This window comes from Cytobacillus spongiae (genome assembly GCF_021390075.1).
Window position 1 is genome coordinate 658538 of the sequence record NZ_CP089997.1, and the last position, 14559, is coordinate 673096.

Annotated in this window: 16 protein-coding genes; all 16 read left to right on the plus strand. The window is 36.1% G+C overall.

Annotated features, from left to right (window positions below; all coding sequences use genetic code 11):
• Window positions 1-422 precede the first annotated feature (422 nt).
• The 16 genes from LS684_RS03435 (at window position 423) to LS684_RS03510 (ending at window position 14558) form a co-directional block, all read left to right on the plus strand.
• Window positions 423-971 carry a nucleotidyltransferase family protein gene (locus tag LS684_RS03435; protein WP_233809965.1) on the plus strand — a complete coding sequence of 183 codons (549 nt, stop codon included), beginning with the start codon at window positions 423-425 and terminating at the stop codon, window positions 969-971.
• 126 nt (window positions 972-1097) lie between these two features.
• A complete protein-coding gene (locus LS684_RS03440; RefSeq protein WP_267930408.1) occupies window positions 1098-1991 on the plus strand; it encodes a serine hydrolase domain-containing protein in 894 nt (297 codons plus the stop codon).
• 76 nt (window positions 1992-2067) lie between these two features.
• Complete coding sequence (locus LS684_RS03445) at window positions 2068-2478, plus strand: NUDIX hydrolase (protein WP_233809967.1); 411 nt, start codon at window positions 2068-2070, stop codon at window positions 2476-2478.
• A gap of 922 nt (window positions 2479-3400) precedes the next feature.
• Window positions 3401-4342: a hypothetical protein gene (locus LS684_RS03450; RefSeq protein WP_233809969.1), complete on the plus strand. Its 942-nt coding sequence runs from the start codon at window positions 3401-3403 to the stop codon at window positions 4340-4342.
• A gap of 4 nt (window positions 4343-4346) precedes the next feature.
• A complete protein-coding gene (locus tag LS684_RS03455; protein WP_233809971.1) occupies window positions 4347-4745 on the plus strand; it encodes a hypothetical protein in 399 nt (132 codons plus the stop codon).
• A gap of 14 nt (window positions 4746-4759) precedes the next feature.
• Window positions 4760-5068, plus strand: coding sequence for a hypothetical protein (locus LS684_RS03460; protein WP_233809972.1), 309 nt, complete (start codon window positions 4760-4762; stop codon window positions 5066-5068).
• Between the two features lie 276 nt (window positions 5069-5344).
• On the plus strand, window positions 5345-5740 hold the full coding sequence (locus tag LS684_RS03465; RefSeq protein WP_233809974.1) for a VOC family protein: 396 nt from the start codon (window positions 5345-5347) through the stop codon (window positions 5738-5740).
• 659 nt (window positions 5741-6399) lie between these two features.
• On the plus strand, window positions 6400-6807 hold the full coding sequence (locus LS684_RS03470) for an HIT family protein (RefSeq protein WP_233809976.1): 408 nt from the start codon (window positions 6400-6402) through the stop codon (window positions 6805-6807).
• Between the two features lie 919 nt (window positions 6808-7726).
• Window positions 7727-8185, plus strand: a complete 459-nt coding sequence (locus tag LS684_RS03475; protein WP_233809978.1) for a c-type cytochrome — start codon at window positions 7727-7729, stop codon at window positions 8183-8185.
• 22 nt (window positions 8186-8207) lie between these two features.
• A complete protein-coding gene (nosZ, locus tag LS684_RS03480; protein ID WP_233809980.1) occupies window positions 8208-10079 on the plus strand; it encodes a Sec-dependent nitrous-oxide reductase in 1872 nt (623 codons plus the stop codon).
• An 81-nt stretch (window positions 10080-10160) separates the two neighbouring features.
• The gene (locus LS684_RS03485; protein WP_233809982.1) at window positions 10161-10724 is read left to right on the plus strand and encodes a hypothetical protein; all 564 of its coding nucleotides are present in this window, start codon (window positions 10161-10163) and stop codon (window positions 10722-10724) included.
• The gene (gene nosD / locus LS684_RS03490) at window positions 10721-12031 is read left to right on the plus strand and encodes a nitrous oxide reductase family maturation protein NosD (protein ID WP_233809984.1); all 1311 of its coding nucleotides are present in this window, start codon (window positions 10721-10723) and stop codon (window positions 12029-12031) included. Before LS684_RS03485 ends, nosD begins: the two co-directional genes overlap by 4 nt.
• Before the next feature lie 2 nt (window positions 12032-12033).
• The gene (locus LS684_RS03495) at window positions 12034-12831 is read left to right on the plus strand and encodes an ABC transporter permease subunit (RefSeq protein ID WP_233809986.1); all 798 of its coding nucleotides are present in this window, start codon (window positions 12034-12036) and stop codon (window positions 12829-12831) included.
• Entirely contained in the window at window positions 12828-13499 is a 672-nt protein-coding gene (locus tag LS684_RS03500) for an ABC transporter ATP-binding protein (protein ID WP_233809988.1), read from the plus strand. The genes LS684_RS03495 and LS684_RS03500 overlap by 4 nt, the downstream gene beginning before the upstream one ends.
• Complete coding sequence (locus LS684_RS03505) at window positions 13496-13858, plus strand: FixH family protein (protein WP_233809990.1); 363 nt, start codon at window positions 13496-13498, stop codon at window positions 13856-13858. Before LS684_RS03500 ends, LS684_RS03505 begins: the two co-directional genes overlap by 4 nt.
• A gap of 4 nt (window positions 13859-13862) precedes the next feature.
• Entirely contained in the window at window positions 13863-14558 is a 696-nt protein-coding gene (locus LS684_RS03510; protein ID WP_233809992.1) for a hypothetical protein, read from the plus strand.
• Window position 14559 lies beyond the last annotated feature (1 nt).

The following is a 14559-nucleotide window of genomic DNA, read 5'->3' on the forward strand; positions in this document are numbered from 1 at the left end:
GAGAGCTCATCACGTAGTTTCCTTAAAAACTGGTCTTCGCTTTTTTTGAGTCTAACCCAGTTTCCAATATTTGCAGTTCCAGCAGATTCTCTTTTAATAATCTCGATAGTTTTTGAGAGAAAGAGTTGTGAAAAGTTTTCTATTAATCTTTTTGGGAACGAGAATAAGTGACGAATAAGAATTAAAGAATTCCATTTTCAGTGATGATGGAGATTGTTATTTGCAAAATTATCAGGTACCAGACTCTTAATAATATGTAGGACGTGAGCAACAGCGACTTAGTAGATTAGAATAAGAAACGGAGTTTAAGAAGGATTATTTTCACAGAAGGGGAAATAGTAAGATACTACTTTGTGGAAGGGGCTGTAAAATTGATAAGGAACGAGAGTGACATTATTTCACTTATACAAGAGGATAAGTGGATGATGGAAATATTAAGAATAACTAAAACATTGAATTTACCTGATTGGTGGGTATGTGCAGGTTTTGTAAGATCAAAAATTTGGGATGTATTACATGATTTTAGCCAGAGAACCCCCCTATCTGATGTTGATGTCGTTTATTATAATTTTTCAGAGATTAGCGAGTCATATGAGAAAGAATTGGAGAAAAGTTTAAAGTCCCTTAGAGCTGATATCCCATGGTCAGTAAAAAACCAAGCAAGAATGCATGTCATTAACAATAATCCTCCTTATACTTCGTCTGTTGATGCGATATCAAAGTTTCCAGAAACAGTAACAGCATTGGGAGTAAAATTAGACGAAAATGATAATGTGATTTTGACTGCTCCTTGTGGAATTCACGATGTAATCAATATGGAGGTAAAACCGCCCCCATATTTTATGGAAACTAAAGAACGAATGCTAATCTATGAGGAACGAATTAGAAAAAAGAATTGGCAATCAATTTGGAATAAAGTAAAAGTAAATTATGTTATGGAACAATCGGTTATTGAAAATATGCGAGAGTAAGGAGTAATTATGATAATAGAGAAAAAGTTTAATTATCAGTTTAATTCGGTGATATCACATGTAAAGAATACATTTCAGGTAGTTGATTGCTCAGGTGCAAGTGTTATGGTTATTCATTAGAATAAAATTGTATCAGAAGAATATTGGGGAAAGCACTCAAAAGCACCAGATGCAAGATCAATACAGGAAGACTCTCAATTTCATGTTGCTTCTGTTCGTAAATGTTATATTGGCTTTGCTGTTGCATACGCAGTACATCATGGTTACATAGAATCTATTGATGATGAAATCATTAATTATCTCAATCTTGATAATAAACTATTAAAAAAAATAACTATTCGTCATTTACTTACACATTCCCATGGGCTAAATACAACAAAGAGTAAGATAATCCGAGAGTTTGAACCAGGATTAAGTTGGGCATATCGTGATATAAACATAGAATTATTGACACAAGTTGTCAAATTAACAACAGGAAAAACTATAGCTCAAATCCTTAAAGATGAGGTTATTATACCATTAGAGTTCAAAGAAACAGGCTGGCATGATGAAGAAAATGAGAAGTTAGTACAGGTTATTAGAGAACCCAATAATAAATTTTGGTCAACTTGCAAGGGGACAGATGGAGATAGGAAGAATATGTATGTATCCACAAGAGAACTTGCTTATTGGGGATATACCCATTTAAAGGAAGGGTTTATAAATGGGAAGCAAGTGGTTTCGAAAGAGATATTAAATTTAACCACAACCCTTCAGAGTCCATGCTTATTGAATAAGGAATTACCTCAAAATGGTTTTTTATGGTTTGTGAAAGAGTTACCTGCAAGGAATACGGAAATCGGTGAGCTTGTGCCTAAAGAGTCATATCAAATCTTAGGATATACAAATGTAGCATTATTGGTTATCCCTCAGCATGAAATTGTTGCAGTTCGCATGTTTAATAGCTTTGGTTCTACTCCAGGATATGATTATTTATCGGATATCAGGGATTTTGGGGATACACTTTTGAGGTGTATATAGTACATATTGAAGAATTATCTACTATTTGGTTAAATAAATGGGCAGAGTATAACAGGTTAATGGGGGGGGTGCAGAAATGATTAGAGAAGATGTTGTCTATGGACTTATTTTTAATCAAGCCAATGACAAAGTTCTTATGGTGAAAAATATGGGTTCTGTGTGGACTCTTCCTGGTGGAGCTGTAGAAAATGGGGAAACGTTAGAACAGGCGGTAATTCGTGAAGTAAAAGAAGAAACTAATTTAACAATCGAAATTGAACATATTGTAGCTGTAAATGAAGTCCTTTTTGCAGAGAAGGGGGTTCATCCTATATTTTTCACATTTAAAGTAAAGGTTGTGGATGGGGAGATTGGTATTATAGATGAAAATGAAATTTCTGAAATAAAATGGGTGGATTTGGAGACTGCTAATGTACTAATGCCTTATCATCCTAATGGAATTAGAGGTCTACTTGCTTCAAATTCTTCATATATATTTCAGTTATAGAGCAAAAGAGAAGGTGGAGTTTTATCTGTCTATTACAAAGTCTAAGAAGAAAAGTGGAAACTTTATAAAAGGGTTCTGTTTAATATGGATATACAAGTTTGATGAGAGTAATAACGTTTATGTGGCAATTTGTTAATCCCTTTTTCAAAATAAAAATGCGATTAAAAAAAATATTTTACAATCTTTTTATCTTTAATTGCAACTACATGTAATAGAAGTAATCCACTATCTTGCACTCTACCAATAAATTCCTCCCGTGTATCTTCATCAAATGTAGTTAAAAATCTTGATTTAAATAATCAGCCAATTGTTAACTTTTTCATTTTTCTTATTAACTTTTTTAAACAGCACCTGAACGAAATTCTGTAGAGTTTTTTTCCTATCATTGGAAACAGTAGGGATAACCTAAATATATGTCTGAATCACTAACAGTTTACGTGCGGCATGAAGGGGCTGGAGGTTTGAATCCAAGAATTATAAGAACTATGAACTTTCTATAGATTATCTAAGTGAGCAAGACTTTATAGTTAAATGGTCACTAAATAAATGTAATAAAGATGACTGGATTGAAGAGTCAGAAAAATTGTTTAGCTCAAATTCATATGAAGAGCTTTTTTTTGCATTTAGGGAATTTACCTAGTATCTTGTAGGATATTGAAAAAAATTATCACAATTCACAATCTGCAAAGAACAAAAAATAAAACATACTCTACAATAAAAAGTGCCTGACCCTTAGCATGCTAATTCTATAGCGAACTGGAGGTCAGGCACTTTTTTGAGGATTAATGGAGTTGATAGTAATTATACATTGAATATATCTAAAAAGGGCTCAAGTGGTTTTGAGATTTACCAATATAATCAACGAATGGTATGGTATAATATTCCTGTTAAATAGGAGGGGTTTTAGAAAGGACATGCATCTATGAGTTTCTTTAAGAATGTTTTTGAAACAGGGAAAATTTTGGTTGAGTCTGGAAAAGAATTAGGTGGAATTTTGTCTCAAGGACGAAAAGAATTTACAGAACTTATGACAGATGGTTTTAAAGAAATGGTCATTAAAGGTAACAATAACTATAAATCATCATATCAGAAAATAGAAGAAGCTGAACGTATTGTTTCCAAGGCTCGATATCATTACGATGCAGTATTTGGTGATGTTCAATTAAAATTGGATGCACTTCAGCAAGAAGTGGAAGCCCACTATAAATATAAAGTTGGTTTATATGAACAATTAAAGAAGGAATATTCCAATACAGTAGAGAATTTTTTGCAAAAATACAAACTAAAGAAAAAAGAATACCAGATTTCTACTAATCGCTCCTCTTCTGATTTTGATATCCCATTCAATTCAATCGTAGGAACGGTATTATCTGAGTTGACAAAAACAACTGGATTCAAATTGACAACCACAGTAGCATCAAAAGGTATTGTAAGAACTATTCCAGTAACCTTAATAGCACTTGATTTAATCGAGCAAAGCAAAAGGGTAAAGGATGCAGAGATTAATTTAAGTGAAGCGAAAAAATTTCGAGCACGTATTGATGTAGAATGTGAAAGACTAAAAAAACTAAAAAGCAATTTGTACTATGTTGAAGAGACAATGAATGAGGAACGAAGGTTGATTCAACGACTTTTAAACCCGTTAAAGAAAAAGATGGAACAAACAGATCAACTGTTAAATTCTTCGTTAATAACGAAAACACAACTTACTGAATTAGAAGTAGCCATTTCTATTATTGCCATTCTAGAAAAAACACTAACAACAGAATTTTTACAAGATAGTGCGTTAATTACTGAGGAGTATCAAAATGTAATCAAGCAACTACTAGAAATGGAAAATCAAATTTATCATAAGGGAGTTTAATTAAATGAATGTTCCAATAAATGTTACCCCATCGATGGATGTAGTTAACTTAATAACTCAAACAATTGATTCAACTACAAATTACTTAAAAGCTAAAGAAGTGGAAGAAACAGAAAGGCAAAGGGTGATTGCTTGTCTAAATGCTATAACTAAAAAAATGGAAGTCGAAAGAAGAAATTTCGAGCTGTATGTAAAAGAGAGCTTTGCAGAAAGAGAAAAATTATATCAAAGAATGGATGAAGTCATACATAAAGGGTTAGAAACTAATGATATTGAAATGATAAAAATTGCATCAAACGTCATGCTGAATGTATATAATAAAAATCCTTTAGAAGGGTATAAAGATGTTTCACAAGGTGTACAAATGAATGTGTTACAACCTATGCGTAGCCTTATAGATTGATAGGTGGTGTTAGAATGAAATCATCAATTCCAGAAAATGAAGAGGCAATCAAAATAATAGAAGATAAGATTAAACAAGCATCAGCGGAAGTAGAGCAAACTTATCAAGAAGAGTTAGTGAAGCGAGAAAATATTTTAATGATTGAGAAACAAATAGAAGGTTCTTTGGAACAAGAGAAAACCCGTTTTGAAAAAACAATTAAACAAAAAAGTGAACGTAAGGATAAAGAAATCGATAACTTGAATAAGCAATTACAAGATGCGATGAATGAAGGAAATCATCATCTTATTCAAGAGATTCTGAATAAAATGAGTGAAGTATAAAATCAATGCTTAAGATCATTCAGTAGGATAAATGAATTTTTATAGAAAGAAAATTGGATAATATATACCTGACTCTCAGTATGTTAATGCCCTAACTAACTGGAAGTCAGGTATTTTTTAATTGCCCATCAAACGGCTTGGACTTTATAAAGGATAATTTTCAAAAATATGATAGGGGAACTGATGGGATTAAAAGTAGAGAAAATAATAGAGGATTTCATCCAATCGACAGAGAATAGAGTATGAGTAAAGACGGACTATCTGGAGGGATGATTGATGGGAAGACTAGTGCATTTTGAGGTTCATGTAGATGACATGGATCGCGCAAAGAAGTTCTATGGAGAGATTTTTGGTTGGAAGTTTGAAGATTGGAGCGAGTATGCGGGAATGCCTTACTTTGGGGCTGTGACAGGGGATGAAAGTCAACCTGGTATCAATGGGGCTTTGATGAAGAGGCAAGGGCCGCCCCCAGTAGCAGGTCAGCCGATGAATGGGTATTCGTGCACATTAGGTGTAGAGGATTATGATGCCAAAGAGAAGCTGATTCTTGAATTCGGTGGGCAGGTTGCGGTACCGAAATATGCGCTGCCGGGAATGGCTTGGCAGGGGTATTATCTTGATACAGAAGGCAATGTGTTCGGAATTCACCAGCCAGATGAGAATGCGAAATAAAATAGGCAAAGAGATAGATTGAGATCACTGAAAAGCGACTCTTATAGATCATAAAATAAAAAACCTCCTTCATTGACTAACAATGTTTTATTCAATGAAGGAAGGTTTTCTTTTATGCTTAAAGATCAAAATTTGAAGTTAAGCATTTACTTGTATGAATCAATAAAACCCTTACAAAGGTTCTTAAGGGTGAATTAGATTATAGGATTATTCATGATGAACACTTGAATCTACTTTCTGTAAATTGTAGAGGTTATTAGATTAAAAGTGTATGTAAATAGTAGATATCCTTTTTTAAGCTGTGGATTATTGTTAACTAGAAAAGACATCCTGTAAATTAATGTAATATTCAACGTGAACATTAATTCCTTCGTTAAGGTGGATAGTTCCTATTTTGTTAGGGAAAGTGAATATGTAGAAGTAGGTAATAGGAGAGAATGTCCTATTTTTATAGAGGTGAAATATGAAAGAAAAAATGAAGGAAACCTTTAATAGCCTAGCCGCGGTTTATGAAAGGTCAGTAGATACAGAGAGTTTATATAACAGCGAATATGAACGCCCTTCGATGATACGACAGATACCACACCATTTAATTCTTTTTAAGACCAGTTATACTTTCTAAGCACACCAAAGTGAAAAAATGGGGAGGGCAATTTATTGTGAAAACTTGCATGTTTTGTAATCCAATTTTAGAACCCGAGCAAAATGTTATCTTGAGCAATGAGCATTGTATGTTTTTACAGTTAAATCAGTTTCAAGTAAAGGGGATTCAACTCGAAGGTGCAGGGATTATTGTACCAAAGGCACATAGGGAAACAGCCTTCGATTTAACTCTTGATGAGTGGAGTGCCACATATGAGCTTCTTCAAGAGGTGAAAAAATACATAGATGAAATCCATCAACCACAGGGATATAATCTTGGCTGGAATTGTGGAGAAGTAGGTGGACAGCATATTTTTCATGCTCATTTTCATGTGATCCCAAGATATATAGATGAACCTCTGGCAGGCAAGGGGATTCGATATATGTTCAATAAAATAAAGAATAGTAGGGTAAAAGAACAATGAATCGCATGAGCGTATAAGAAAAGATGAAAAGAATAAGAGAAGGACCATGACATTGTTACGAAAACGATAATTCAGTTTGGGAATAGGCCGCTCGATATGTATTCAATTGATTACAATGGTTGGCAGCTCACTTTTTAGTCAGCCATTCAAGCATCGTGCTCGTTTTTATCCACACATATAGAAACGTTTTATCTCTCAAGATAGAAGTCATATCACGAAGGAAATTACAAACAGCTAGTTTTCTGAACAACTATTTCAAGTGAAATTGTACGTTTCTGTTCAAGGTCATCCACTGAGTCCTATATCTCCACATCCAACCCATTGTACCTGATGCAGAATCGCATAGGGTGTTTATATTCCCCCAATTTAAAACTTATTTCTTAAAATTAACAGTTTTTCCTTACCTTGCTATTTTTCCTTCGCCAGCTTTACAATCTTCAAGTGAGTAATATTTCCCCTTTTATCTCCCTATTCGGACATGATTCTTTCATACATATTGACGCTTTATTTATCGATTCTTTATAGCTATCAATGGATAGATTCTGCAGGATAGTCTTTGGAAAGCTCAATCTTTCCAAACGACGGTTGCAAATCGTTGTTGATTAGCTAATATGGGATCGTTTTTTTGTTGTTTATACATATTCCCTTTTTGATTCAATCTATTTTTTATGTAGCAAAGCCGTAAGCCAATGATAATGATCTGTTCCCCATTTCTATTAAGCTAATTTTTCTTTTCCATTAGGTAAAAAATTCAATTTTTATTATGCACAGTCTATCACAAAAACTTCACAATTACTTCAGCTTTAAGTGCGCTAGGTCACTAATAAAGTAGTTTTAAGAAGCTAAGATGGTACTTGTAACAGGATTTGCAAGAAAATGTTGTGACTAAATTTGTAAAGACTTTCAAGGGGGGAAACAAGTGAAAAAACCAGCTATTCATTTCATTCTATTTGCTGTCATTGGTCTTGGCCTGGGGTATTTGATTTTTGATGTTTTAGCCGTCGGCAGCGGTACGCAGAATGAAGTTGCTGTAGAGGACAAACAAGACTCCAAGACTGATGAAACCAATAAAGAAGCTACTGACACTTCATCAGAAGCAACTCCAGATTCTGCAAACTCTGATGGAAATATTCTTCAGGCAAAAGGATGCCTGGGATGCCATGCTGTTGAAGGTTTAAATTTGGAAGGTGGTGCAACAGGACCTGACCTCACTCAAGCCTTTAACAATGTTGAAGGTAAACATGGCAAACCGCTCGATGAATTTCTTAAAGAACCGACATCAGCAGTCATGTCAGGTGTCATTGGTGGAAACCCGCTGACAGAAGAGGAAATCAACCAAATTGCTGAGGCGCTTAAAAAGGCATCAGAATCTAACTAATTATGAAGGTGGTGCAGTGTCAATGAAAAAATGGATTCCTGCTGCTTCCGGTCTTATTGCCGGATTTATGGCAGCTACAGTATTTTTCGCCGACTTTTCTTCCGGACCGTCTGGAGAAGCCTCAAAAGACTCGGCAAATAAAACCAATGCGGAGAAGGTTTATGTTCCGTACGGAGAACTTGATGACTACTATATGCTTTCTTCAGGTGGACACTCAGGGCAACTATTCGTATACGGTGTGCCTTCCATGAGAAAAATTCGTACCGTTCCTGTTTTTACACCTGATCCTGCAACAGGATATGGATTTGATGATAAGTCCAAGGAAATGCTAGGTGGTTATACTTGGGGAGATTTTCACCATCCGGCCATTTCAGAAACAAATGGAGAATATGATGGTAAATTCCTATTTGCTAATGATGTAGCCAACAACCGGATTGCTTCAGTAGACCTAAGTACGTTCCATACGGCAGATATTATGGAAATGCCTAATATGGGCGGACCTCATGCAGGTACATTTGTTACTGAAAACACTGAGTATATCGTTATGCCTACCCGCTTTTCTGTTCCAATGGGTAAAGAATATGCTTCGCTCGATGAATTTGAGGATAAATATAAAGGTGTTACATCCATGGTGAAATTCGACCAGGATGCCAAAAAGTTTGAATTAGCTTATCAAATTATGCTTCCGCCATGGTCTTATGATTTGTCTGATGCTGGGAAAAAAGTGTCCGGAGATTGGATTGTTATGACAACATACAATACAGAATTTGCGACAACAAACAATGAAATCAACGCATCACAAAATGATCGGGACTACATTGTACTGATTAACTGGAAAGAACTTGAGAAGAAGGTTGCAGATGGCGAGTATGAAGAAGTAAATGGAGCGAAAATGATCGACCCACGCAAACATAAAGGTTCTATTTATGCGATTCCTGTTGCGAAGTCTCCTCATGGTGTAGATGTCACTCCTGATGGAACACGCTTCATTGCTTCAGGGAAGCTAGCTCCTTTAATGACTGTTTTCTCATTTGAAAAAGCTTTTGAGAGCATTAAAAACGAAGATTTTGCAGAAGAAAAATTCGGCATCCCTGTATTGCCATACGACAAAGTTGTTGAGAGAGAAGTTGACCCGCCTGGAGCGCTTGGGCCGCTCCACACTCAATTTGATGATCAAGGATACGCTTACAATACCATGTTCATTTCTTCAGAGGTTGTTAAATGGAAAGTTGATACAGGAGAAGTTGTTGATAGGGTTCCTGTCCATTACTCCCCAGGTCATAGTACAGCTGCTGAAGGAGATACAGCATCACCGGATGGAAAATGGCTGATTTCTTTAAATAAGATTGCCAAGGATAATTTCTTATCTGTTGGTCCTTCTCATCCTGAATCAATGGATTTAATTGATCTTTCAGGAGATAAAATGGAGGTTATCTACACAGTGCCAGTAGATCCTGAACCTCATTACGCACAAACCATCCACCGAGATAAAATTAAAACTCTTAAAATTTATGAAAAAGATGAAAAACGAAAAAATTCTGTTTGGAATCAGGAAGATACTCGTATCGAGCGTAAAGGAAATGAAGTTCATGTCTATGGAATAGCGATGCGTTCGAAATTCATTTTCGATGCCAAAGCAGAACGTGCAGATGAAATCAAAGTGAAACAAGGTGACAAAGTTTATATTCACCTGACCAATATTGATCTCGATCAGGATATCACGCATGGCTTCGGCATAATGGATCATGATTTAAACTATGAAGTACAACCTGGTCAAACTAGCACTATTGAATTTACAGCTGATCGTGCAGGTACATTCCCAATTTACTGTACGAACTTCTGTTCAGCGTTGCATCAGGAAATGAGCGGCTATTTACTGGTTGAGCCGAAATAATAAAAGCCTACCAGAAAGTGAATTTTGAAAAGGGTATTCTTTCTATTGATACCCTTTTCTAAGTTATAGGAGATGAGCAGCATGACCAAAAAATTATCATTGGTGTCCATGATTAGCCTTATTGCGGCTGCTGGAATAATGTTTGCTTCTATTTTTTTCCCTTGGTGGGGCATGAAATTTTTTGCTCCACAATATCCAGAAGGCTTAGACATCATTGTCTATCCGAGTAAACTCGAAGGGAACATAGACATTGTCAATGGGTTAAACCATTATATCGGCATGGCTGAGTTCAGCAATGAGAGCTTTCCTGAACTTCAATACCTGCCTTCTATAATCATCGGATTTTCTTGCTTGATATTGCTAGTTGCCATCATTCGAAGAAAAAACTTTCTTTATGGATTGATCGGACTATTCATTGCAGGCGGGATCATTGGTATTTGGGATATGAAGCGCTGGCTAACAAAATACGGTACTGAACTCGATCCGAAAGCACCAATTGAATTAGATCCATTTGTACCACCGATTCTAGGGGAAAATACGCTAGCTAATTTCATTACGCACAGCTACTTTACAACAGGTTCCTTTTTGCTTGGCGCATCTTTCATTCTAATTCTTATGCCTTTATGGCTGGAGAGAAAAAAATGAAAAAATGGATCCCTCTATTTGTTGGAATAGGATGCTGGCTTTTAGCTTGCCTGCCGGCTACAGCAAATTCCCCTTTACAGCAGCTGATCGACCAGACACCGGCAAATGGCATATTAGAGCTTGAAGGAAAAACATATGAAGGAAATATAATAATAGAAAAACCTATAGTTATACATGGGAAAAAAAACACAGTAATCCGGGGCGACGGAAATGGCAATGTCGTAACCATTAAAGCATCACATGTTACGTTGGACAGCTTAATAATTGAAAATGGCGGACTAAGTCGAAGTTCAGACGAGGAATACTCGGGAATTCGTTCTATGGGAGAGCACAATGCTTTCATTAATCTAGTTATACACGATGTTTACCATGGCATCTATCTTTATAGTTCTAAACATAACCATGTAAAGAACATTACTGTAACTGGCCAGGGCACTGGAAAGCTCGGCAGCCAGGGAAATGGCATTCAGCTAGTCAGAGCTTACGAGAATACCATAGAGAATTGCAAAATTTCACAAACTAGGGATGGTATTTACGTTGAAGATGCAGATCAGAATGAAATTAAATACAATCACGTTAGTCATACTCGATATGGTCTTCACTATATGTATTCCAATGACAATCTCTTTTATCAAAATCGTTTTATAAAGAATACAGGTGGTGCGGCAATTATGCACTCCCAGGGAATCACTCTAAAAGAAAACCAGTTCTCTTTTAACCAGGGATCCCGTTCATTCGGATTAATCATTCAAACAAGCAAAGATAACATTGTAGAAAACAATGAGTTTTATTTAAACCAGCGAGGAATCTACCTCGAACAGTCCACTGATAATCGTATTATTGGCAATAAGTTCTTTCATAACGATATAGGAGTGGAGCTTTGGTCTACATCTTCTTCACAAGTATTTACCGAAAATCACTTTAAACAGAATGTAGCAAATGTATTATCAGTTGGCGGCAATTCGATAAATGACTGGGATGAAAATGGACAGGGAAACTTCTGGGGCAAGGAGCTTTCGGTATTCGATCTTGATCAGGATCAAGTAGGCGACACTCCTGTTGAGTATAAATCATCACTGTATAAATTAATTGAAGAAAATGAACTAGCTTACTTGTTTTTAAAATCACCTGCTATAAGAATTCATGAAAAAATAAATGAAGTGATGAGTACGCAAAAAACAATGGTTACTGATGAGTTCCCATTGCACCAAAAACAAGAACGAAGTGCATTACTAATATACTTCATTTTGGCCACCCTTCTAACGGCCGGCATCTGGTTTTTATACAAGAAGAGAAAGGAGAGTTGAAGATGAATTACATTTGGAAAGAGTGGCTTGAACAGTCACGTGGTAAAGGTTTATGGCTGGGGCTTTCCATGGTGATCCTCACATCCGTCTTTTTGTTGATGGAAGCTCGTTCATATCCTGATGAGCTTGGATTTGACGCCTTTCTCCTTTCTCTTTATGATATGAACGTTTATTTAATCCCTATTTTCGGTCTATTTCTCAGTTCATTTTCTATTTTTCAGGAAAAAGAGCTGAAGACATCGATGATTCTCTTAACTAAGAAAGAATCTCCAAGAACCCTATTGATCAAGAAAAGCATAGCTATCCAATCAGTAGTGATTTCTGTATTTACTGTATGGTATTTTATTTTGGCTATCTTTATGAAATTGTTTCTCGCATTTAATGTTTCCAGCTTTTTTTTCTTCCTGGGAACTGTAATTGTCATGCTTTTGATTTTCAATCAGGTCGGACTGTTTCTTGGGAGCATCTGCAACACAAAAATGCAGCTGATCGGCGCTGCCATTTTTACATGGTTCCTGTTCGTTTTTCTTGTCGACCTAGTTTTCTTGCAGTATATCCCTTCAGTATCCTATGAAAATATTAAACTGTTTTCTTTGTTATATTTCTTGGATCCCATGCATACCATGCGATTTTTTCTAGAAACATCCCTTGGACTTTTCTCTTTAAACAATTTGTCCCGACTAATGGAAAAAATGATCTGGATGGCGCCCTGGAAGTTTTTGCTCATTAACATTGCTGTATGGCTGATTGCTTTCTTCGAGCTGGCCATTCTGTTGAAAGGCAAAGGTGAACGTACATGATCGAAATAAAAGAGCTATCACAGTCTTATAAAAATAAGAAAGTCTTAAATAACATAAATCTCAAAATAGAAAGAAATGAGTACTGTGCTTTAGTTGGAAGAAACGGTGCAGGAAAATCGACTCTGATTCACTCTATGCTTGGCCTCCTTCCGGTTAAAAAAGGAGAAATTACACTTGGCGGTTTTTCTAACAAGAAAGAAAACTGGAAAGAAATTGTTTCTTATCTGCCAGAAAAATTTCATTTATATCCCCATCTGACGGGAGAGGAAAATTTGCGTTTTTTTGCCTCCCTTTCTTCTAGTCATGTGGACGAAAAGAAGATGGAGGAAAAATTAAAGCTTGTAAGTTTATGGGACGACAGAAATCAACAAGTTAGAGGCTATTCAAAAGGCATGCTGCAGCGGTTGGGTCTTTGTGTGATGCTTTATTATGATACGGATATCCTCATTTTTGATGAACCGACAAGCGGTCTGGATCCATTAGGACGAGAGGAAATTCTCCAGATTCTCAAATCTTTATCCGGAAAAACGATTTTTATGGCCTCACATCATATGGATGAAATCAAGCAAATATGTACCCATGTCGCATTTCTTGAAAATGGCTTAATGACGAAATATACAGTCGATGAATTTTCACAAAAACATCTGCAAGGAGTGAGTGGATCTTGAGAAAACTATTTTTCCTATGCTTGCTGATTATCCTTTTTCTCCCAGGCTGCAGTTCAAATTCGGATTACAACATTTCTGTCAAAACAGAACCGAAATATAAAGCGGGAAGCAGCTACCCTATTGCTTTTGAAGTGACAAAAGACGGCCAGCCGGTACCGGAATTAAAGATAATAGCTTCTTTGGAAATGGCAAAGATGGATCACGGTTCTATTGAATTAACGCTTACTGACCAAGGCGGCGGATTGTATGAATCCAGTGTAGAACTGCCAATGGCTGGTGAATGGATTGCAAACATAGAAGCGGGTATAGATGGCGAAACAATTGAAAAGGTCATTACTTTTGACGTGGAAGTTGATTAAAAAAATGATAAACAAATTATTGTTTCCATCCATCCTCCTATTTCTTTTTGCCAGTACGCTAAATGGATGTCAGCAGACTGAACAAACAAACATGAACGCAGCGCATGGAGATACACATGAAAAAGCAGAGAGCAGTGATTCTTCATCAAGTGAGGATAAAGTAGTGACAGTTAACGGCAAGGTTCATAGCTATGAAGATCTAATGTTTTACGAGCTGATGAGTAAGGTTGAAATAGAATTAAACCGCCATCAAGATCAGCTTAATCTAGATGGTGCTGACCTCGTTGATCAGATGGCCTATTGGGATGAACAGCTTGCCTATCATGACAACTACAATGTCAATCTTTCAAAAATGATAGAATTGTATTCTATGTTCCTCCTTGCCAGTGAAAAAGGGTTAAAAGTTGACGATTCTGCTGTGGAAAAAACTACAAAAGAATTCATGGAAAAAACAGAGCAATATGAACCTGCAAAGAAACTTGTCCAATCATTTGACCAGGAAGCCTATACTAGCCGCTTAAACAGGTATTTCACCCAAAAGCTGCTGGCTGAACAAATTTATAACCTGCTCAAAGAGGACGTGTTAAAAGAAAAATCAGGAGTATCCGAAAAAGAGGTCGCCTATGAGGCTTCCAAAAAGTATGAAGAACTATATCATTCTCAAATCTCATCAGAAAACATAGAAATTCATATCAAGTAAT